18 protein-coding genes and 1 pseudogene are annotated in these 21167 nt (G+C 73.2%); 11 read left to right on the top strand and 8 right to left on the bottom strand.

Features of this window, described 5'->3' with window-relative positions; translation table 11 throughout:
• Positions 1 to 92 precede the first annotated feature (92 nt).
• Genes JE024_RS22015 through JE024_RS22030 form a run of 4 tightly spaced genes read left to right on the top strand, consistent with a single transcriptional unit; the run spans position 93 to position 3596 of the window.
• Complete coding sequence (locus tag JE024_RS22015; RefSeq protein WP_205376666.1) at positions 93 to 893, top strand: ABC transporter permease; 801 nt, start codon at positions 93 to 95, stop codon at positions 891 to 893.
• A complete protein-coding gene (locus JE024_RS22020) occupies positions 886 to 1764 on the top strand; it encodes an ABC transporter permease (protein ID WP_244883025.1) in 879 nt (292 codons plus the stop codon). Before JE024_RS22015 ends, JE024_RS22020 begins: the two co-directional genes overlap by 8 nt.
• A gap of 35 nt (positions 1765 to 1799) precedes the next feature.
• Positions 1800 to 2858: an ABC transporter ATP-binding protein gene (locus JE024_RS22025; protein WP_244883026.1), complete on the top strand. Its 1059-nt coding sequence runs from the start codon at positions 1800 to 1802 to the stop codon at positions 2856 to 2858.
• 9 nt (positions 2859 to 2867) lie between these two features.
• Positions 2868 to 3596 (top strand): DUF1707 SHOCT-like domain-containing protein, encoded by a 729-nt coding sequence (locus JE024_RS22030; protein WP_205375237.1) that lies wholly within the window; start codon positions 2868 to 2870, stop codon positions 3594 to 3596.
• A gap of 257 nt (positions 3597 to 3853) precedes the next feature.
• On the opposite strand, the gene JE024_RS22035 is transcribed toward JE024_RS22030, so the two are convergent.
• The gene (locus tag JE024_RS22035) at positions 3854 to 5104 is read right to left on the bottom strand and encodes an SGNH/GDSL hydrolase family protein (protein WP_205375238.1); all 1251 of its coding nucleotides are present in this window, start codon (positions 5102 to 5104) and stop codon (positions 3854 to 3856) included.
• Positions 5105 to 5205: 101 nt separating this feature from the next.
• Here JE024_RS22035 and JE024_RS22040 point away from each other — a divergent pair, with 101 nt between their 5' ends.
• The gene (locus tag JE024_RS22040) at positions 5206 to 6663 is read left to right on the top strand and encodes a DUF445 domain-containing protein (RefSeq protein ID WP_244883027.1); all 1458 of its coding nucleotides are present in this window, start codon (positions 5206 to 5208) and stop codon (positions 6661 to 6663) included.
• 60 nt (positions 6664 to 6723) lie between these two features.
• Here JE024_RS22040 and JE024_RS22045 read toward each other — a convergent pair whose 3' ends face one another.
• The gene (locus tag JE024_RS22045; protein WP_205375240.1) at positions 6724 to 7869 is read right to left on the bottom strand and encodes an isoafricanol synthase; all 1146 of its coding nucleotides are present in this window, start codon (positions 7867 to 7869) and stop codon (positions 6724 to 6726) included.
• 353 nt (positions 7870 to 8222) lie between these two features.
• On the opposite strand from JE024_RS22045, the pseudogene JE024_RS42115 reads away from it, so the two are divergent.
• A pseudogene (locus JE024_RS42115) lies at positions 8223 to 8735 on the top strand (ATP-binding protein); the annotation flags it as partial.
• Positions 8736 to 9315: 580 nt separating this feature from the next.
• Positions 9316 to 11136, top strand: a complete 1821-nt coding sequence (locus JE024_RS42120) for a hypothetical protein (RefSeq protein ID WP_307840708.1) — start codon at positions 9316 to 9318, stop codon at positions 11134 to 11136.
• Positions 11137 to 11323: 187 nt separating this feature from the next.
• Here the strand turns inward: JE024_RS42120 and JE024_RS22055 are convergent, their stop codons facing one another.
• Positions 11324 to 11647, bottom strand: a complete 324-nt coding sequence (locus JE024_RS22055) for a hypothetical protein (RefSeq protein ID WP_205375241.1) — start codon at positions 11645 to 11647, stop codon at positions 11324 to 11326.
• A 192-nt stretch (positions 11648 to 11839) separates the two neighbouring features.
• Positions 11840 to 12805 (bottom strand): CHRD domain-containing protein, encoded by a 966-nt coding sequence (locus tag JE024_RS22060; protein WP_205375242.1) that lies wholly within the window; start codon positions 12803 to 12805, stop codon positions 11840 to 11842.
• A gap of 211 nt (positions 12806 to 13016) precedes the next feature.
• On the opposite strand from JE024_RS22060, the gene JE024_RS22065 reads away from it, so the two are divergent.
• Entirely contained in the window at positions 13017 to 13649 is a 633-nt protein-coding gene (locus JE024_RS22065) for a COG4315 family predicted lipoprotein (protein WP_205375243.1), read from the top strand.
• A 43-nt stretch (positions 13650 to 13692) separates the two neighbouring features.
• A complete protein-coding gene (locus tag JE024_RS22070; protein WP_205375244.1) occupies positions 13693 to 14457 on the top strand; it encodes a hypothetical protein in 765 nt (254 codons plus the stop codon).
• Positions 14458 to 14514: 57 nt separating this feature from the next.
• Here the strand turns inward: JE024_RS22070 and JE024_RS22075 are convergent, their stop codons facing one another.
• Both JE024_RS22075 and JE024_RS22080 read right to left on the bottom strand, forming a co-directional pair.
• Positions 14515 to 14997 carry a GNAT family N-acetyltransferase gene (locus JE024_RS22075; protein WP_244883028.1) on the bottom strand — a complete coding sequence of 161 codons (483 nt, stop codon included), beginning with the start codon at positions 14995 to 14997 and terminating at the stop codon, positions 14515 to 14517.
• A gap of 104 nt (positions 14998 to 15101) precedes the next feature.
• The gene (locus JE024_RS22080; RefSeq protein ID WP_205375245.1) at positions 15102 to 16436 is read right to left on the bottom strand and encodes an NsdA family TPR-like regulatory protein; all 1335 of its coding nucleotides are present in this window, start codon (positions 16434 to 16436) and stop codon (positions 15102 to 15104) included.
• A gap of 137 nt (positions 16437 to 16573) precedes the next feature.
• On the opposite strand from JE024_RS22080, the gene JE024_RS22085 reads away from it, so the two are divergent.
• Together JE024_RS22085 and JE024_RS22090 are read left to right on the top strand one after the other, a co-directional pair.
• On the top strand, positions 16574 to 17230 hold the full coding sequence (locus JE024_RS22085; protein ID WP_205375246.1) for an ATP-binding protein: 657 nt from the start codon (positions 16574 to 16576) through the stop codon (positions 17228 to 17230).
• A gap of 185 nt (positions 17231 to 17415) precedes the next feature.
• Positions 17416 to 18453, top strand: a complete 1038-nt coding sequence (locus tag JE024_RS22090) for a DNA cytosine methyltransferase (RefSeq protein WP_205375247.1) — start codon at positions 17416 to 17418, stop codon at positions 18451 to 18453.
• A 51-nt stretch (positions 18454 to 18504) separates the two neighbouring features.
• Here the strand turns inward: JE024_RS22090 and JE024_RS42125 are convergent, their stop codons facing one another.
• The gene (locus JE024_RS42125; protein WP_307840709.1) at positions 18505 to 20325 is read right to left on the bottom strand and encodes a DNA cytosine methyltransferase; all 1821 of its coding nucleotides are present in this window, start codon (positions 20323 to 20325) and stop codon (positions 18505 to 18507) included.
• Positions 20322 to 21155 carry a hypothetical protein gene (locus tag JE024_RS22100; RefSeq protein ID WP_205375248.1) on the bottom strand — a complete coding sequence of 278 codons (834 nt, stop codon included), beginning with the start codon at positions 21153 to 21155 and terminating at the stop codon, positions 20322 to 20324. The genes JE024_RS42125 and JE024_RS22100 overlap by 4 nt, the downstream gene beginning before the upstream one ends.
• Between the last annotated feature and the right edge of the window lie 12 nt (positions 21156 to 21167).

A 21167-nucleotide genomic window follows, 5' to 3' on the forward strand; every position in this document is an offset into this window, starting at 1 on the left:
GCCGGGCGGCGTCCGGCTGCACTAGGGTCGTGCGCTTTGGTGCCGGGCGGACCGGCGGCCGGCCGGGCAGGACGAGGGGGCGGGGGACTGTGGTGCGGCTCTATGCGATCGTCGCGGCGGGCGGGTTCCGGCGCCATGCGACGTATCGGGTGGCGACCGCCGCGGGCGTGTTCACCAACACCGTCTTCGGCTTCATCATGGCGTACACCTATATCGCGCTGTGGGACGAGCGTCCGCAGCTCGGGGGGTACGACCTGTCGCAGGCGCTGACCTATGTGTGGCTCGGTCAGGCGCTGCTGATGACCTGCGCGATGATGGGCGGCGGCTTCGAGGACGAACTGGTCGAGCGCATCCGCACCGGGGACGTCGCCGTCGACCTGTACCGCCCCGCCGACCTGCAACTGTGGTGGCTGGCGGGCGATCTGGGCCGTGCCGCGTTCCATCTGATCGGGCGCGGGATCGTGCCGATGGCGGTCGGGGCGCTCGCCTTCGACCTGGCGATGCCCGCCTCCCCGCTGACCTGGCTCGCCTTCCTGGTGTCGGTGGCGCTGGGGGTGGTGGTGAGCTTCGCCGTCCGCTTCCTGGTCGCGCTGTCCGCGTTCTGGCTGATGGACGGCGCCGGAGTCATCCAGATGGCCTGGCTGGCGGCCCTGTTCTTCTCCGGGATGCTGCTGCCGCTGAACCTGTTCCCCGGGGTGCTCGGGGAGGTGGCCCGGGCGCTGCCCTGGTCCTCGCTGCTCCAGGTCCCGGCGGACGTCTTCCTCGGCACCTACTCGGGCACGGGCCTGCTGTCGGCGTACGCCTTCCAGGCCGGCTGGGCCGCCGCCCTGCTCGCGGCCGGCCGGCTGCTCCAGGCGGTCGCGACCCGGCGGGTGGTGGTCCAGGGTGGCTGATACACGGACGGCCGAAGCGGGGGCGGCCGGAACCCGGGCGGACGGGCCGGGGACGGCCGGGGCGCGGCTCGGCGAGGCGCTGCGGGCCTACGGGCTGATCGTGGCGATGTGGATCCGTTCCACGATGGCCTACCGGGCGTCGTTCGCGATGACGGCGTTCGGGAACTTCGTCGCCACCGGCTTCGACTTCGTCACCGTCCTGCTGATGTTCTCCCACGTGGACGCGCTCGGCGGCTGGTCGCTGCCCGAGATCGCGTTCCTCTACGGGACGACGAGCACCGCCTTCGGCCTGGCCGACCTGGTGCTCGGCTCCATGGACCGGCTGGGGCGGCGGGTGCGCGACGGCACCCTCGACACCCTGCTGGTGCGGCCCGTGCCGGTGCTCGCGCAGGTGGCCGCCGACCGGTTCGCCCTGCGCCGCCTCGGCCGCGTGACCCAGGGGCTGCTGGTGCTCGGCTACGCCCTGCTGACGCTGGACATCGACTGGACCGCGGGCAGGGTGGCCGCGGTGCCCATGATGCTGCTGTGCGGCGGGGCGATCTTCGGGTCGGTCTTCGTCGCGGGCGCCGCGTTCCAGTTCTTCGCGCTGGACGCCGCCGAGGTGCAGAGCGCCTTCACGTACGGCGGGAACACCCTGCTCCAGTACCCGCCGTCGATCTTCGCCAAGGACCTGGTGCGCGGGGTGACGTTCGTCGTGCCGCTCGCCTTCGTCAACTGGGTGCCGTCGCTGTACGTGCTGGACCGGGAGAGCCCGCTGGGCCTGCCCGACTGGCTGGCGCTGCTGCCGCCGCTCGTCGCCGCCCTCTGCATGGGGCTCGCCGGACTGGCGTGGCGCACCGGGCTGCGCGCGTACCGCAGCACCGGGAACTGACGACTTCCACCGAGGAGTGGGGACGGGAGCTGGGAATGGACACGAGGGACGGCACACCCGCCACGGACCCCCGCGGCGCCGCCGTACCGGGCACGGGCCCCGGCCCGGACGCGGCGGGACCCGGCGCCGAGGAGGCCGGCTTCATCACGCTCGACGGCGTGGAGAAGGTCTTCGACGTGCGCCGCAAGGCCGGCCGGCTGCGCCGCGAGCGCCACCGGGTGCGGGCGGTCGACGGGATCAGCTTCACCGTGGCGCGCGGCGAGATGGTGGGCTACATCGGCCCCAACGGCGCCGGGAAGTCGACCACGATCAAGATGCTCACCGGCATCCTCACGCCCAGCGGCGGCAGCCTGCGGGTCGCCGGCATCGACCCGTCCCGCGAGCGGACCCGGCTCGCCCGGCGCATCGGCGTCGTCTTCGGCCAGCGCACCACCCTGTGGTGGGACCTGCCGCTGCGCGACTCCTACCGGCTGATGCACCGCATGTACCGGGTGCCCGACGCGGTGTTCCGGGAGAACCTCGACCGGTGCACCGAACTCCTCGACCTCGGCGAGCTGATGGACGTGCCGGTGCGTCAGCTGTCGCTGGGCCAGCGGATGCGCGGCGACATCGCGGCGGCCCTGCTGCACGACCCCGAGGTGCTCTACCTGGACGAGCCGACCATCGGGCTGGACGTGGTCTCCAAGGCGAAGGTCCGCGACTTCCTGCGCGACCTGAACGCCGAGCGCGGCACCACCGTGCTGCTGACCACCCACGACCTCACCGACATCGAGCAGCTCTGCCGGCGGGTCATGGTCATCGACCACGGGCGCCTGATGTACGACGGGGCACTCGCCGGGCTGCACGAGGTCGGCGAGAGCGAACGCACCCTCGTCGTCGACCTGGAGCGCGAGCTGCCGCCGATCGCGCTGGAGGGCGCGCGCACCGTGAAGGTCGAGGGCCCCCGGCAGTGGCTGGCCTTCCCGGCCTCCGCGTCGGCGGCCCCGCTGGTCGCAGGGATCGCCGCCCGCTGGCCGCTGGTGGACCTCTCGGTGCGCGAGCCCGACATCGAGGCGGTGATCGCCAAGATGTACGCGGACCGCTCCGCTGACTAGGCTGGTCGTATGACGAGCGAACTCCCCGAGATGCGTGCCTCCGATACGGAACGGGAGCGCGTGGCCGAGCGGCTGCGTGACGCGGTCGCCGAGGGCCGCCTCGACATGGAGGAGTTCGAGCAGCGTCTCGACGCCGCCTACCGGGCGCGTACGCACGGCGAACTGACGCCCCTGGTCGCGGACTTGCCCGCGCCGGGCGGTACCGGCGCCGATCCGGCACCGCTGGCCGACCCCGCCGCCCCGGCGCGGACGCGCTGGCGCGAGCGCATCGGACTCCCGGCGACCTCGAAGGGTGCCTTCGCCTTCTGGGGCGGGTTCGGACGCAAGGGCACCTGGACGATCGGCAAGTCCTTCACCGCGGTGACGGTGATGGCGGGCGGCGAACTCGACCTGCGCGACGCCCGGTTCGAGGCGCGCGAGACCGTGATCACCTGTGTCGTCCTGATGGGCGGCGTGCATGTGGTCGTGCCCCCCGACGTGCACCTCCAGGTCACCGGTGTCGGCCTGATGGGCGGCTTCGGCGAGCAGGGCGTCTCCGATGTCGAGCCGGACCCGGAGGCCCCGCGCGTCGTCGTCCGCGGCCTGGCCGTGATGGGCGGCGTCGGCGTGGAGCGCAAGCGCACCAAGGCGGCGAAGCTCCGCCTGAAGGCGGAGCGCGCCGAACGCGCCGAGCAGGCCCGGCTGGAGAAGCGGGAACGCAGGCTGGAGCGCGAGCAGGACCGCAAGGAACTGGACTGAGGCACGCCGGGGCCGGGTCGGTCCCGGTGGCCCCGGGAGCCCGGTGGCCCACGGGCCGGGCGAGGCACCGCCCGAGTGGGTCCGGACCGGGCACGCTCCGACACGGGAGGCCTGTCGACGGACGGACGGCCGGCTGGGCGAGCGGGCCCCGGCCGGCCTCGGGGGCCTGACCGGGCGCGTCCTGTCACGGCACGCGCGCCCGCGACTACGGCCCGGCGCGTCCCGGCAGGAGCCGCCCGGCGGTGGGCGGCGGTCGGTCAGAGGACGGACGGGTCCACCACGGCGCCCATCCGGGCGTAGCCCGCGTCGCTCGGGTGCAGATGGTCCCCCGAGTCGTAGGCGGGCAGCAGCCGGCGGGGCGCGTACGGGTCGCGCAGGGCGCGGTCGAAGTCGACGACCGTGTCGAACACCGTGCCCGCGCGCACGGCCTCGTTGACCAGCGCCCGCTCGGCCTCCACGGCCGCCGAGCAGCGCGGGTGGCCCGCGCAGGGCAGGATCGTCGCGCCGGTCACGTGCAGGCCCTGGGCGCGGGCCCGGCCGGTCAGCTCCCGCAGCCCCGCGACGACCTGCTCGCCGGTCCCCGCGTACGGGGAGCGCAGCAGGTCGTTGACGCCGATGGCGACGATCACCGACCTGGCCCCGGAGCGGGCGAACACATCGCGGTCGAGGCGGCCGAGGGTGCTCTCGCCGCGGCCGTCGAGAAGCAGCCGGTTGCCGCTGATGCCCGCGTTGACCACGCCGTGGCGGCCGCCGAGGCGGTCCGCGAGGACGTCCGGCCAGCGGCGGTCCGTGTCGGGCGTGGAGGTGACGCCGTCGGTGATCGAGTCGCCGACCGCCACGACCGAGCCGCGCGCGTGCGAGGTGAGCACGTCGACGGCGGTCACATGCTGCCAGGACCGGATGCGCTCGGTGTAGCCGTCGCCGCTCTCGTCCCGGGTGCGGTCGCCGTCGGCGACGTAGGAGGTCCGGCGGGCGTGGGTGTGGACGGTCACCGGGGCGCCCTCCGGCACGTGCACGCTGACCAGCAGGTCCCCGTCGTACGGGATGCGCAGGGTCACCGGGTCGCTGACGATCTCCCCGCCGGGGGCCACGGTCGCGCCGCGCGCCCCGCCGAAGAGCAGCGGACGGACCGAGCCGGGGACGGCCGCGGCCCCGGCGCCGCCCGCCCCCGCCGCCACGGCGAGTGACGCGGCGTCCACCCGCAGCGGCTCGGTGCCGTAGAGGTTGGAGAGCGTGACGCGGGCGGCGGTGCCGCCGATGCTGGTGTGCACGACATTGCGCACGGAGCGCCCGTCACGGCCCGCGCCCGCCCCGTCGCCGGATTCCGCCGGCAGGGCGGCGACCGGTGCGGCGGCCCAGGTGGCGAGCCACACCGGGGTCGCGGAGGGCGGCGTGCGCAGGGCGGGGCGGTTCTTGACCGTGTCGATGCCGAGGTAGATGCCGCCGCATATGAGGGCCACGACGGCCATGAGGGCAGCGAGGCTCGCGTACCCCTGACGCTTGTTCATGCACACATCATCCGGCACGGCCCGGGAACTCGACGTGCCGCCCGGGAGTAATCGAGGCAGGGACAATGCGTACGGGACGTACGCGCGGACGGGTGGAGCGGATGAGACGCACAGAACCGGATGAGCCGGGCCACGTGGACCGTGCCGGTGACGAGGGCACCCCGCCCCCGGGCGGGGCGCCGGGCACGGGCCCGGGAGAGGCACCGGGCGCTGCCCCGGGCGGGGCCGCGCCCGGCGGCCCGGGCACGCGGGGCGACGCCGGGCCGCCGGGCCGCCCGCAGGGCACCGGGCTGCCCGGCTTCGCGTACACCGAGGCGGACGCGGAGAAGCAGCGCGGCGTGCGGCGGATGAAGGCCACGGCCACCGGCCTGCTGCTCTTCGTCGCCGTGGTCTTCGCCCTCGCCACCTGGGCGGAGAAGTCCGGCGCGGGCGCCTGGGCCGGATACGTCGCGGCGGCGGCCGAGGCGGGGATGGTGGGCGCGCTGGCCGACTGGTTCGCCGTGACGGCGCTGTTCCGCCACCCGCTGGGGATCCCCATCCCGCACACCGCGATCATCCCGCACAAGAAGGACCAGCTCGGCGCCTCGCTGGGCTCCTTCGTCGGCGAGAACTTCCTCTCCGAGGACGTGGTGCGCGCCCGGCTGCGGGGCGTCGGCATCGGCCGGCGGCTCGGCACCTGGCTCGCGGAGCCCGCGCACGCCGACCGGGTCACCGCCGAGCTGGCCACCGCCCTGCGCGGCGCGCTGACCGTGCTGCGCGACTCCGACGTGCAGGCGGTCGTCGGGGAGGCCATCACCCGCCGGGCCGAGGCCGCGGAGATCGCCCCCGGCGTCGGCAAGACGCTCCAGAAGGTCGTCGCCGACGGCGCCCACCACCGGGCCGTCGACCTGATCTGCGCCCGCGCCCACGACTGGCTCGTCCTGCACGCCGACTCCGTGATGGACGCCGTCGAGGGCGGCGCGCCGGGCTGGACGCCGCGTTTCGTCGACCGCAAGGTCGGCGAGCGGGTCTACCGGGAGCTGCTGCGCTTCGTCACCGAGATGCGCGACATGCCCGGGCACCCGGCGCGGGCCGCGATCGACCGGTTCCTCGGGGACTTCGCGGGCGATCTCCAGTCCGACACCGAGACGCGGGAGCGCGTCGAGCGGCTGAAGTCCGAGCTGCTGGGGCGCACCGAGATCCAGGACGTCATCGCCTCGGCCTGGTCGTCGGTGCGCGACATGATCCTCTCCGCGGCCGAGGACGACCGCAGCGAGCTGCGGCTGCGCGCCCGGGCCTCCCTGCTGTCGCTCGGCGCCAAGCTGTCGACGGACACCCGGCTCCAGTCCAAGGTGGACGGCTGGGTGGAGGACGCGGCGGTGTACGTGGTGACGACGTACCGCGCCGAGATCACCTCCCTGATCTCGGACACCGTCGCGAGCTGGGACGCCGAGCACACCTCCCGCAAGATCGAGGCCCACATCGGGCGGGACCTCCAGTTCATCCGCATCAACGGCACGGTGGTGGGCGCCCTCGCGGGCCTCGCGATCCACACCGTCGCGCACGCCCTGGGCGGCTGACACCGGCCCGTCGACCGCCCCCGCCCCGGGAGCCTCCCGGGGCGGGAGCCCCCCGGCAGGTCAGAGCCCCCCGTGGGGGGCGGTGCGCTGGGACGGGAGGTCGGTGGTGGCGGTGCGCGGGGGCGGCGGGGTGGCGGGGGCGTCGGGGTCGGAGGCCAGGGCGCCCCAGGGGCGCCGGCGTCCGCCGCTGACGGCGGCGATGCCGCGCTCGTCGTAGCGGGAGGTCGCCAGCGACCACGCCAGATTGCCCGCCATCACATGCCGCATCCCCTCGACGTAGTGGTCGACGTGCCCCCGCACCTCCGCCGGGACGCCCCGCGCGTGCAGCGCCGCCGGGAGCGACGCGGCGAGCTCGCCGAAGCGGGCGATCCGCCGGTTGGCGAGCGCGGCCGTCAGATCGACGGCCTCGTCCAGCGAACAGCCCTTGTGCCCGCGCAGCACCAGCACGCTGTTGTTGACGTCGCCCGCGGCGATCTCCTTGGTCAGCGACACGATGTCGTTGACGAAGATCACCACGTCGGCGGTGACCTCCCGCATCTCCCGCAGCGGCTCCGCCCCGTGCAGCTCGTCGGGCAGCGCGTAGCCCCCGCAGCGCTCGGTGAAGTCCAGGCAGGGCTGCACGCCGATGGAGTGGCGCCGCAGTTCGAGGAAGGCCTCGGGCGTCGGCAGGCCGTCCGCGTTGCGGTTGCGCGCCTCGCCCTGGTGCGCGGCCATGTACGCGAGCCAGTGCGTACGGAAGCGGCGCCGCCAGTGCGGCGCCCTGCCGGCCGTGGAGCGGCGCCAGATGTCGCCGAACGACCGGACCAGCGGCGGACTGGAGACCGGCACGGTGTCGTCCGGCGTCATGATCCGCCCCAGGCTGTCCACCAGCCGCTCTATCGCCCGCGGCCGCATCCCGAGCCCACCGTCGAACTGGTCGTCGAAGATGAAGAACCAGGCGTTGAAATCGGCTGCGAGCTCCAGATCGGCGGCGTTCGCCGTGGGGTAGAAATACGCCATCAGCCGCTCCAGCCGGAGCGGGTCGTACTCCGCCGTCGCGGCCTCCCCGTCGAGCAGTCCGGTCGTCAGCAGCCACTGGAGCGTGTGCCGCCGGGCCCGCTCCGCATGCGGGTTGAGCAGCGCCGGGAAGGGGATCCTGACCGCCGTCGTGCGCCGGGTGGGATCCGCGGGGCTGGGAAGGTGGCCGAAGTCCATCGCGTTCGCCATACGTGCCCCCTGGTGTCGTGGCGCCCCGCCGATGACTCGGGGCGCAGGTCCGAGGTGTACTCGCAGCCCTACGAGGCTAGGGGGAACGGCCCCGATCCGGGAGTCCTCCGCGCCCCGTGGCGGCGTCGGATGGCGGCAATCGGCGCACGCTCCCGGCGCACGCCCCCCGGAAGGTGCCCCTGGGCCGGGCGCGACACCCGCGCGGGCCGTGGTGGAACGCGCCCGGCGTACGCCCTTCCCCGTTACCAGCATCGGGCGCCGAGTGGGGCCCGAACGCACAGTCGCGGACACACAACTCCCCGTGGGCGTACGCTTTCGCGCGTACCCGTGTCCCTGCGGTCGAAGGAACAGAAGTGGCCTCTACGGGAGACCGGCCGGGACGCCCCCGCCGGAAGCTGTTGGAGAGAGACGCGGAACTCGGCGCGGTCGACGCCCTGTTGACCGAGCTGTCGGAGGCGGCGGCCGGCACCGGCGGCCCCGCTTCGGGAGCGCTGCTGGCCTTCGCCGCGCCCGCCGGGCTGGGCAAGACCACGCTGCTGGCCGAGGTGCGCCGCAGAGCCGTGGCCCGCGGCTGCACGGTGCTCGCCGCCCGCGGCGGCGAGCAGGAGCAGGGCGTCGCCTTCCATGTCGTACGGCAGCTCGTGCAGCCGCTGCTGGCGGCCTCCGGCGAGGAGGACCACCGCCGTCTGCTGGGCAGTTGGTACGACATCGTCGCCCCCGCCATGGGCCTGGTCGCCCGGGGCGACGGCGGCGCGCCCGACCCGCAGGGCGTGCGCGACGGCCTGGACTGGATCGCCACCCGCTTCGCCGTGCAGCACGCGCCGCTGATGGTCATCCTCGACGACGTCCACTGGGCCGACGCCGAGTCCCTCGCCTGGCTCACGGGCTTCGCCCCGAGGGTCACCGAGCTGCCGATGCTGCTCGTCGTCGCCTACCGCTCCGACGAACTCCCCGCCGACGCGGCCGCCTTCGCCCATCTCGCCGAACGCCACGGCTCCCACCCGTACGACCTCGCCCCGCTGACCCCTCGCGCGGTCGGCAGCCTGGTGCGGGAGGCCCTCGGCGAGGAGGCCGACGACGGCTTCTGCCGCGAGGCGTGGGCCGTCACCGGCGGCAACCCCTTCGAGACGGTCGAGGTCGCGGCGAAGTTCGCCGACCGGGGCCTGAAGCCCCAGGACATCCACGTCGCCGAACTGCGCGAACTCGCCTCGGCGGTGAAGGGCAGCGGGCTCGTCGACCGGCTGGAGCGGCTCGGCACCTCCACGGTGCGGTTCGCCTGGGGCGCGGCCGTGCTCGGCGCCGAGGCGTCGCGGAGCCTGGCCGCGAGCGTCGGCGGACTGGGCGAGGCCGAGTCCGCGGACGCCGTCGCACGGCTGCGCGAGGCCCGTATCCGCCCCGCCGGCCGACCACCCCGACGACGACCGGCTGGAGTTCTTCCACCCGCTGGTGGCCACCGCCGTCTACCGCGCCATACCCGCCGCGTTCCGGGTCGCCATGCACGGCCAGGCCGCGGCCGTCGTCTCGACCGCGGGCCTCGGGGTCACCAGCGTCGCCCGGCACCTGCTGGAGGTGCACCCCGAGAGCGACCCGTGGGTCGTGCGGCAACTGCGCGAGGCCGCCCGCGACTCACTCAGGTCGGGCGCCCCCGAGGCGGCACGCCGCTGCCTCGCCCGCGCGCTGCGCGAACCTCCCGCCCTCGACGAGCGGGCGGACGTCCTCTTCGAACTCGGCTGCTCCGCCCTGCTCACCGAACCGGCCACCACGGTCAACCACCTGCGCGCCGCCCTGGACGAGCCCGTCCTCGCCCCCGCCCTGCGCGAGATGATCGTCTACCGGCTCGCCCAGGCACTCGGCCACTCCGACCGGATGGCGGAGGCCGCCGAGACCGTCGCCGAGGCGGCCCGCGAGGCGACCGACGCCAGGACCCGGCTGCACATGCAGGCCGAGCAGTTCATGTGGAACGCCTTCCGCGCCGACGAGCCCGACTCCCCGGCCCGTTCGCGCCGGCTGGCCCGGCTCGCCGAGCACCTCACCGGCCGCAGCCTCGCCGAGCGCTACATCCTGGGCCTGCGGGCCTGGGACGCCATGGTCCGCGGCGAGTCCGCCGAGACGGCGCTGCACTACGCCCGCGAGGCCCTCGGCGACGGCATGAGCTGGACGGACGACCAGTGGGGCTTCGAGGTCCCGGTGCTGGTGGCGCTCACCTTCATGTACTGCGACCAGCCCGGCCAGGCCGAGGAGCTCTTCAACGCCGGCATCGCCGAGTGCGAGCGCAAGGGCTGGCGCGGGGCCCACCTGTCGTTCGGCTTCACCCTGCTCGGCTACATCCGCTACCGCCGGGGCCGTCTCGACGAGGCCGAGACCCTGGTCCGCGCGGGGCTGCGCATCGCCGACCGGGTCGGACGCAACGTACCCGCCCAGTACTTCGCGATCGGCATCCTCATCGAGATCCTGCTCGCCCGCGGCCGCACCTCCGACGCGCACGACGTCGCCGTCAAGTACGGCTACGGCGACGTGGTGCCCAGCGCCGTCGTCTACCCCGACTCGCAGACCGTCCACAGCGAGCTGCTGCTCGCCCTCGGGCGGCGCCGGGAGGCCGAGTACGAGCTGGCCAGGGTCGGCCTGCGGCTCGAACCCCGCGGCATGCGCAACCCCGCCTGGTGCCCGTGGCGCCTCCACCTCGCCCGGGCCACCGACAACCCGGAGCACGCCGCCGCGCTCGCCGCCGAGGCCCTGGAGATGGCCCGCCGCTTCGGCACCCAGTCCGCGATCGGGCAGGCGCTGCACACCACGGCGTCGATCACCGAGAACGCCGCCGAGCGCCTGCGCCTGCTGGCGGACGCCGTCGCCCACCTGGAACGTTCCCCCGCCGGCTACGACCTCGCGAGCGCTCTGGTCGACCACGGCGTCGCCCTGCGCCGCGCGGGCCTGCGCCAGGAGGCCGGCGAGCAGCTCCACCGCGGGCTGGAGGGTGCCGTGCAGTGCGGCGCCGACGCCCTCGCCGTCCGCGCCCGCGAGGAACTCGACGCGGCGGGCCTGTGGCCGCTGCAACTGCGCTCCGACGACACCGGGCTGCTCACCACCCAGGAGCGCCAGGTGGCCGAGTGGGCCGTGGCCGGCCGGTCCGACGACAGCATGGCGGAGGAGCTGGGGGTCGGGCTGCCGGTGGTGACGCGCCTGATGTCCGACATCTACCGGAAGGTCGGCTCGGACCGCGGGGGCCTGGAGCGGATGATCCGCCGCCAGTCGCTGCCACCGTCCCGCTGAGGCGGGGGCTTCGCGGGGCCCGACCCCCGTTGGGCGCCCGGTTCTCGGGCCTCGGCCCGGTGGGGTGCCCGGCGCCTGCGCCGTGGGGCGGACGCGCCGGGCGCGTGACCGGTCCCTGCCTGACGGTCCCGCGCCCAGCGCCTCCAGGGGGAGGTGTCCTTCAGTACGTACGCGGCGCCCGGGGCGTTCAGCCCCGTCCCGCCTCGTTTCCGTGCCGCCCGCGCGACACCGCCGCCGAGGCCAGCGCCACACCCGCCGCCACGGAGAGGACCGCAGGCCACGCGCCGACCTTCTTCGCCAGCGGGTGCGAGCCCGCGAACGCGGCGATGTACGCGGCGCTCAGCCCTGCGGCCGCCTTCGCCCCCGCGTCCCGGTGCCACTGACGCGCGGCGACGGCACCCGCCGCGGCCAGCGCCACACCCCCGAGGGGCCGCTTCCCGGTGAAGCGGGCGAGCGAGTACCCGCCCACGAGACCGCCTGCCGCCACCGCCGCCGCGGGAACCCTGGCCATGACACCGCCACCTTTCGTCGCCGTCCCGGTCTTCCGTACCGTCCGGCTCTGCTCTGATCCGCTCTGGTCTGTCCGCCCCCGAGCCTAGGACCCCGTCGCGGGGCACCCGGAGGCGCCCCGCGCCCCCGGGGCCGGGTCCGTGGCCCCCGGGGCCGGGTCCGCCGCCCCCGGGTCCGGGGCTGCCGTCCCGCATCAGCCCAGGAGCTGCCCCCGCACCGCCCCGTCCGGGAACTTCTCCGTGTGGATGTTGGAGTAGAACTCCCGCGGCGTCTCGCGGATCTCCTTCAGCAGCCCCTTGTGCTGGTGCTCCAGCCGCCCCGACACCGCGAACACCCCCTCCGGCACCGGCTTGTCGAGCAGCCCGAGCACGACGTCGCCGTTCGTCCCGAACGTGCCCCGGTGGATGTGCGCCGCCTGCGGGGGCTGGATGTTCACCCACGCCAGCGAGAAGTCCACGGAGCGCCCGGACGGGTGCAGGAACGTCACCGCGAAGCCGTCGTCGTCGCCGACCTTGGCCGGGTCCGTCACCGGCACCTCCTGCACGCCGTTGGACAGCGCGCGCAGCTTCCCGCCCTTGATGATGTGCAGCGGGTTGATGTTCCTCTTCAGCCGCTTCAGCTGACCGCGCACCGCGCCGCCGGGGAACTCCGCGCTGTGCAGGTTCAGATAGAAGCCGGACGGGTGCGCGCGGAGGCGGTCGGCCAGCTTCGCGTCCTCGATCGTCCCGTGCCCGGCCGCCGAGTGCACGGAGCCCGGCATCTCCGTACCGAACAGCGGCACCCGCACCTCGCCGTTCCGCCCGGCCGCCCCCTGGTGGATGTGGCCCTGGCTCGGCACGAAGCCCTGCCACTGCATCGCGAAGACGATGCGGTCGCCCTTGATCTTCACGAGCGCCACGGCCTTCCCGTCCGGGTCGTTCACGGCGGGCCCGCCCTTCTCGGGGACCTCGTGGGCGCCGGTCATGACGACGGCGAAGGTCACCGCGCGCCCCTTGCCCTTCGTGGTGAACGCCGCGGCCTCGGCCCGGTCCGGACTTCGGCCCCCGCCGTGTCCGTCGTGCCCGTCGTGGGCCACCGCGGGGGCGGCGGCCCCGGCCGCCGCGGCCAGCACCACCAGGGCGGCGGGCACGGAGAGGCGGCGGAGTCGGAACATGCGCATGGGGAGGTCCTCCCGTCGGGGCCGGCCCCGTCCCCTCGCCGCGTCGTGCGAGCGGCGCGTCCGGCCGTCGGTCGGGGTCCAGTACGGGCGGTTCCCGACCGTCGTTCAACACGGGACGTCCGGCGCGCGGGCCTGAACGGCAGGCCGCCGCGGCGCGTACCTCCGGCCGTACGCAACCGGCCCACGCCCCAGCGCGAACGAGGAGTCCAGCATGCGCGGCACCCCCCACCCGGCCCGGACCAGGTCCCTTCTCGCGGCCCCGCTGATCGCCCTTGCGCTGCTCGGCGCGACCGGCTGCGAGGACTCGGGCGGCTCCGGCTACGGGGCGGGCCCGGCCTCCCCGTCGGCGCGGCAGCGCGACGCCGGCGCGGCCGCCCCCGGCGCCGATGCCCCCGCCGCCACCGAGCCCGGCAGCGGCCCCGACGACCCGGCCCCCGCCCCCGATTCCGGCTCGGGCGCGGGCTCGGGGGCGGCCCCCGCGTCCGTCACCACCGCCGAGTCCGACCTCGGCTCCATCCTGGTCGACAGCAACGGCCGCACCCTCTACGCCTTCACCAAGGACAAGCCCGGCACGGCCACCTGCGACGCCGACTGCATCGCCGTCTGGCCCGCGTTCACCTCGGCCGCCGAACTCACCGCCACCGGCACCGCCGACCCGGCCCTGCTCGGCGAGACCCGGCTCGGCGAGGGCGCCGACCAGGCCGTCTACGGCGACTGGCCGCTCTACTACTACGTCGGCGACGTGCTCCCCGGCGACGTCAACGGCCAGGGCCTGGACGGCGAATGGTTCGCCGTCGCCGCCGACGGCACCCTCGTCAAGGACGGCGTGGAGACCGTCGCCTGATCCCGCCGGCGGCGTTGTCGTACCCGTCCGGCACCCTGAGCCCATGCTCATCGAGGGATACGACCCTGAGTCCGACGACCCGCTCGTGGCGGGCGAGGACCTGCTCACGCTGCCCGGCTTCTGGCTCTGCCACCTGGGGGTGCTCTGCCCCTCCGGCACGAGCCCCGAGACCTTCGGCGCCGACGCGGCCGACGCCGACGCCGCGTTCGAGACGGTCATGGACGAGGAGCGCTGGCCCGTCTTCCGGATCCCCTTCGGCGGCGGGCACACGGCGGTGGTGCTCTACCGCAACTTCGACGACGACGCGGGTGTGGAGTTCTTCCTCACCCACCCGGGATGGGCCGGCCGCCTGGGCCACCTCGGCACGATCGACGGCCACCCGTCCGGCCCGGGGCTCGCCTGGCCCGAACTCCTCCACATCGCCCACACCCCGGACGCCTCCGCCCCGGGCGTCCAGGACCCGCACGCCCGCCTGCTGCTCCTCCTGCCCGCCCTCGGCGACGCCGACCTCCCCGACGAGGCCGCGCCCGTGGTCGCCGCCGCCCTGACCGCGACCGGTACCCTGCCGGACGGGGCCCCGGCCCTGGCGTCCACCCTGCTCGCCCACCACCCGTACTGGTCTCCGGCCTCCTGGGCCCTCCCCTCCGCCTCCCCTCTCAGCGGCGCCACCGCCCCCTGGGAGGGCGTCCTCTGCTGCGACGGGCCCCTCAGCCCGCGCAACGGGCTGCGCATCGCGCAGGGCATCAGCCGTGCGCAACACGAGGGTCTGGCGGTGGCGTTGGGCACCTGGACGCCGGCACGTCCATGAAGGCGGAGCCCCTGTACCGGCCGCCCGCTCCCCGCTGTGAGCCCACCGACCGCGCGGTCAGGCACCTGCGCGGCTCTTGGTGAGTTCGAGCTTTGCCGGGCCCTCGCCCTCCAGCGGACGTCCGAGGGCCCAGCCACATGCCTCGTAGAACGACACGGCTCCGGTGTTGCCCGGGAAGGTCTCCAGACGGATGACCTGATACCGGGCGAGGAGGGTGTCCTCCGCGTGTCCCAGCAGGAGCCGTCCCAGCCCTCGCCGGTGCTGATGCGGGTCGATCATCATCAGGTCGACCGTGGGGCCGTCGAGGATGGAGAGGCCGATGATCCGGCCGTCCTGCACGAGGCAGTGCACGCCGCCCCGTTCCAGATGGTCCGTCACATGCGCGTCGGAAGCTCCGCTGCCGATGAACCAGTCCACGGCCTCGTCGCCGAGGAACGCGCGGTAGCAGGTGTCGATCGTGCGACGCGCGAGAGCCTGGAGCTCACCACGGTCATCCCCGGTCGCCGGGCGGATGGCGGGGCGGTGCTCTCCTGTCGTCACGGTGGGTCCAACTCCTGCTGTGCGGGTGGGCCTGCGACTCTAGTCGCACCGCTCAGCGCAGGGTGCGGCCGCACGCCGAGGCGGTCCCGCCGACGTTCCTCGCCTCACGCAGCGGGCGCCAGCGGCAGCGCCCGCTCGTACAGCTCGCGGGCGTACCGGTTCCGCAGGTGCGGCCGGATCGCGGACACCATCGCCCGGTAGCGGTCGTCGCACCGCCCCGAGCGCACATGCCCGTAGTCGTCGAGCATCCCGTGCCAGTCGACGCACGCCTCTTCCAGCCGCCCGAGCCGTAGCTTCCGCTCCGCCAGCGTCGCTTCCCGAATGGCACGGATTCGCCGATACACCGGCTCTCGCAGCCGATTCGACTCCTCCAACGCCTCCACCGACCCGGCGACATCGCCCAACTCGTACCGCACCTGCCCCACGTGGTACTTCAGCGCGGCCGGATCGTACGAGCGGAAGGCAGTCTGTCTGTCCTCCGCCCGCTCCATCGCGGCCTCGGCCTCGTGCAGCCGCCGCAGTGCCGTCGCCCGGTCACCCGTCCGTGCGGCCGCATGTGCCTGCTGACCCGCGAGGAATGCCACCATCCGCGGTCCGGCCTGCGGGGATGCCCCGGCCGCCGCGTTCGCGAGTTCGAGAGCCTTCGCGCCGTGCCCCAGATCCACCGCCTGCACGCTCATGCCGCGCAGCGTCGTGCAGTACGTGAGGTGGTCCTCCGCACCGCCGGCCAGCTCCAGGGCCTTCGTGTAGTACCACTGGGCGAGACCGTCGGCGCGTTCGTCCATCGCCATGTAGCCCGTCAGGTAGCAGTGGTCGGCAGCCGCCGACAGCATCGCCTTCCGTACCCGTTCCGGCCCTTCCGCCTTGAGGTACGGGGCGACGGTGTTGACCATGAACGCCGCCGCCATCGGGCGGGCGTGGCGCCCGCCGAACATGTCGTCGATCTCGCTGATCCGCTCCGACATGGCGACGACGGCGTCGACTTCTCCCTGACCGATGCGCTGATGCGGGTTGCGGCGGTGCGATGCGAAGCGGCCCACCAGATCGGTGAACCCCGGGATGAGCGCCGCGACCGAGTAGAGACCGGCGCTGCCGAGTACGGCTCTGCGGGACGGATCCATGTCCACGCTCCCCAGTTCGACGAGTCCCGTCACGGTATCCGGGTCCCCGAGCGGGGCGCTCCCCTCGCCGCCGAACCCGAACTCCCCGGCCGTCACCGGTCGGGACAACCGCCGCGAGAACGCCTCCACGAGCGCCGGCCGCACCCGCTTGCGCGGCATCGTGCCCGTCAGCCAGTGGCACACGGCGGAGTCGTCGTAATGCAGCGCCAACCCGAGCTCGGCTCCCACCCGGTTGACGGCCCGGGCGACCTCGCCGTTCGTCCAGCGGGCTTCGGCGATCAGCTCGGCGAGTGCCCGGTTCGGTGTACGCGCACGCATGAGGCGCCTCCTGGAGATTCAGGACTTTCAACCACTCGACCGAGGCGGGCGATGTCCACCCGCTGTGCCGATGAGTTCACTGAACGTTAGCGCGCCCGGCCGTCGGGCGGCACCTCGGAGCGAGCCGGAGCGGACTCATGGACCTGAACGCATGCCGAAGCGAAGTGCGCCGCAAAGCCTGGGAGTTGCCCTTCCTCGCCGAGCCCCGCGAACTCGCGCCACTGCGGCGCCTGATGGGTCTGCGCCTTCGTCAGTGGGGCATCCCGCACGTGCTCGACGCGGCCGCGATCTGCGTCACGGAACTCGTCTCCAACGTGATCCGCCACGTCGGCGAACTGACCCCGACGACGCTCACCGTCTCCATGAACGGCACCTTCCTGCGCCTCGACGTCCAGGACCCCGACGCCCGCGCCCTCCCCACCCTCCTCGCGGCCGGTCCCGACGCCGAGGGCGGCCGCGGCATGGCCCTCGTCGACGCCACGGCCGACCGCTGGGGCGTGATCCTCCGCGCCGACTCCAAGGTCACCTGGTGCGAACTGGCCACCGGCCTCACCGCCCCCGACGGCCACGTCCCCACCCCGGGAGTCACCCGCGCCGAGGCCCTGATCGGCCTCTACGGCTCCGTCCGCCACCCCACCGACCCGCCGCGCACCCGCCTGAGCGTGGCCATGGCCGAGGAGTCGGCGATCGCCGTCATCACCGACCTCCTCCTCTGGCTCCGCGCCCACGGCTGCGACCCGGACGAGGCGCTGGACCGGGCGCAGGGGGTCGTGGAAGCGGGCATGGCGACATGATGTGCGTCACGGGGATTCGCGTGGGTGGGGCGGCGGGTGTCGCCTCCTGTCGAGCGCATCAACGTTTCCGCCCTGTGCTCCCTTCCGATATCCGCTGTCGTGAGCGTCCCCGGCCGCTACCCGCGAAGGTAGACTGCTTGGCGATTGTCCAGTGATCATTTTCCGATCTGCAGCCGAGAGAGCACGTGTCCGAATTCCGTATTGTGGATCTTTTCGCCGGCCCAGGAGGGCTGGACATCGCTGCGGTCAAGCTCGGTCTGTCGGTGACCGGAATTGAGATGGACGCCAACGCCTGTGCCACCCGGGCCGCGAACAAGCTGAACACGCGTGAGGGCGACGTGCGTGATTCCTTCCCCGGTGACTTTCCGGGAGGGACCCGGGTCCTGACCGGTGGGCCTCCCTGCCAGACCTACACCGTGGCTGGTTCCGGTGCGGGTCGACGCGCCCTCGACGAGGTGCTGAACTGCGTCGAACTCATGGCCTCGGGCAAGGAACTGTCCAGTTCGGAGATCGCGCTGCTCGGCGACGAACGCACCGGTCTCGTGCTCGAGCCTCTGAAATGGGTGCTGCAGGCCATCAAGGACGGGGACCCGTACGAGGCGGTGGTGCTGGAGCAGGTACCGGCTGTGCTGCCCGTGTGGGAGGCGTACGGGCGGGCATTGCGCAAGATCGGGTACCACGTGGAACACGACGTTCTCCGTGCGGAGGAATACGGGGTTCCGCAGACCCGCCGTCGCGCCATCCTCGTCGCGCGGCGCGAAGGTCCGGTCTCGCTTCCCGTTCCTACTCACCGTCCCTATCGCAAGGGGGTCGGTCGGGACTCGGGTGATCCGGGCAGGAAACCCTGGGTGCGGATGTGCGATGTACTCCCGGGGCGTGCCACCCCCTTCGAGGTCGTCTCGAACTACGGAAGCGGCGGCAACCCCAAGGACCGGGGGCGGAGACGGCACGACATGCCTTCCGCGACCGTGACAGGGAAGATCTCTCGCAACCGAGTACTGGGACCGGGAGATCGGACGGGGCGCTTCAGTCCGGCGGAAGCGGGCATGCTCCAGACCTTTCCGGCGGACTTCCGGTGGGCAGGCAGCGACGTCGCACAGCAGATCGGCAACGCCATTCCACCCGTTCTCGCCGCCCATGTCCTGAGCGCCGCGCTCGGTCTCGGTGACGGCGCGCTGAAGCAGGCAGTCGACGCCTTGTCGGGTGGACGCATCGAGGTCTGACCCGTGGGGTCGCCGCGCTACCGGCGGCGACCCCACCGAGGAACCGGGCCGTCAGGTTCGCAGAGCTTGCGCCAGCGCGCGCCCCACCGCCTCCGCGAGGGGCGGCGGCATGGCGTGCCCGATCTGCCGATAGGTCGACGTCTTCCGGCCGTGGAAGGCCCAGCCCTCCGGAATGGACTGGATCATCGCTGCCTGGCAAACGGTCAGCTTGGGCGTCGCGTCTTCGGGAAAATCAGGGCCGGGGGGAGCGTCTCCGAGGCTGTCCCCGTTCACCCCGAGCGCTGCCCAGGCCTTTTTGCTTCCTGTCGGGCCCAGGTCCGCTCCGCCCCGATTCTCGGATCCTCCGACGAGGGCCGGCGCGATGCTGTTCGCTGCGCGGGCCCATGCTGCCGCGCCGGTCCACCCTCCGGACGCCATGGAGTCGCCCAGTGCCTGGCCGACGGTGGGCGGCCTCGATCCGCTCGGCTCGGGCCAGGAGAACCGTGAGAAGAGCGGTTCCTGCAGGGCTACGAGGAACCCGCTGCTGCGGTTCTGCGGCACGCCGAAGTCGGCCGCGTTGAGGACGCGCCAATCGGTGCGGTACCCCGCCTCCTCGAGCGAGTGCTGAATCCATGCTCTGTCGGCTGCGAAGTCGGGGCTCTGCACCAGTCCCGGAAGGTTCTCCAGCAGGACCGCGCGTGGACGCATCGAGCAGGCCAGCGCCACCGAAGCGCGCAGAACACGCCGCTCGTCGGCGTCCTGCGACGTGCTGATGCCCGCTGTGGACTTCACCCGGGGCAGGCCACCGCTCAGGAGATCGACACCCTTCACCTCCGGCCGCATCTCCGTATGGAATTCCAGGAGGTCCATGCAGACGACTTCCCAGTGCGGTCTGTTGCGGGCGATGGTGAAGCAGGCATCGGCCTTGGCGTCGATGAGCAGCACCGGATCGAATCCCGCGCGTTCCAGCCCGAGCGCCTGGGCTCCCGACCCCGCGCATATCTCGACGGATGTGAGCCGCCGTTTCGCTCTTTCCCCCTCGTCGCCCGAGGACGCAGGGGACGCGCCGGTGCCTGCTTCCCGTACAACCTCGGCCGGTGAAGCCGGTGAGGCGGAGACGGCGGGAGTCGCAGGGACGGTGCGGGGCCGCTGTGCGTCGACGGATTCCTGGGCGACGTATCGCAGCTCGGCGTCGAGGGACGCTTCCTCGATGCCGTCGAACAGCACGAAGGGGGCCAGCCGAAGCAGTCGTTTGAGGAAGTCCCGCAGAGTGTCCCGTTCGTTGAGGCCCCTGCGGTCGAGGTCGTTCCAGACGCGGAGGATCGACCTGACCAGGTGCGGGCTGCCGCCCAGGGCCTCCCGTCTCGCGTAGATCTGGTCGAAGGCGGCTTCGCCGAGGATGTGCAGGGCTCCGTACGGTTCGGCCTCGTCGGGAGATCTGACGAGTTGAGCGCGCCACCACAGGCGCCCGAAGACGTGACGTGTCAGGTCCGTGCCGAGTACCCGGTCCCCGGGCGGCCGCGGGTAGCGCCAGAAGGCCACGTCCGGCAGCAGAACCAGGGCAAGGAAAGACCAGACATCCCTTGATGCCGCCTCGGCGGGCACCATGCCCATCTCGTCGTGCAGCAGCGCGGCGACCCGCAGATCGAAGTCTGCTTTCCCGCTGCGGTCCGGCGGATGCGGGAAGCCGGCGTGCTCGGCGAGCTCCAGCACGGCCTTGCGCAGCTCTCGGAGTCTGTCGGGGGAGACGCGGTCGCCGCCTGTGGCCACGTACACAGCCGAGTCGTGGGAGACGGCGAACCGCGCGGTGAGTTCCGATACGGGGAGGGCCTTGTACTCCTCGAAGAGCGGTGCCGCTTGGCCCGCGAGAAGTCGTGGATAGAGGAAGCTCACGACGGTACCTCGAGGATCCTGACAGCCGCCTGGAGGTCCGAGGCGAACAACGACGGTGACTGGTGCCTGCGAAGCCTGATGTCCGTGACGGACTGCTCGGGGAACAACTGGTCGAACAGGGCTTGCAGCGTCGCGCCGAGCGAGCCCTCCGGAAAGTCCGCGTCCTCCGTGAAGTCGTCGGTGTTGAGCGCATGCTCCACCATGGTTCGCGCGGCGTCCGCGTAGACCACGGAGAGCACCGCACGGTCCACGGGGCGAGGCCTGCCGGCGTTCTCGAAGGCAGCGGCTGTGACCGCGTTCCGTTCGTTCACCAGCAGCAGGAGAGATCCCATGGTCGCGCTTTCCATGCCTCCGCTGATCTGCAGATGCCACGCCGCGTTGTCGGGAAAGGAGGTGCGGCCGAAGTCGATGACGGCCATCGGGAACTGTGGTGCGTCGCCTTGAAGGCGGAGCGAGCGACGGTCGCTCCACAGCACGGACCCCGCACGTCGCGGTGCCGACATGCGTCCGGAATGCTGTCGGTCCGCCAGGAGCAGCGCGGTGTCGAGGACGAGAAGACCGCCGAGATCTGTGCCGGGCAGACGGATGTCGAGTGTGACCGTGGTCGTTTCGAGATCGGCCAACCGGAGCTGCTGGGCAGGTCCGCTCAGATTCGATCCCCTAGAGGTCCACACCACGGACAGCATCAGGTCCGATTCGGCGGAAAGGCCTGACTGGGATCGGGCCTGCTCGACGTCCACACGCACGGTTCGGCGCAGGTGCAGATCCATTCGGTAGTCCCAGTCCGGTACCGCCTCGGGAAGAGGAATCTCCCCGTCCTCCAGGAGCATCGACCAGTCCCC

The sequence above is a fragment of the Streptomyces zhihengii genome (assembly GCF_016919245.1).
Lineage (GTDB): Bacteria > Actinomycetota > Actinomycetes > Streptomycetales > Streptomycetaceae > Streptomyces > Streptomyces zhihengii.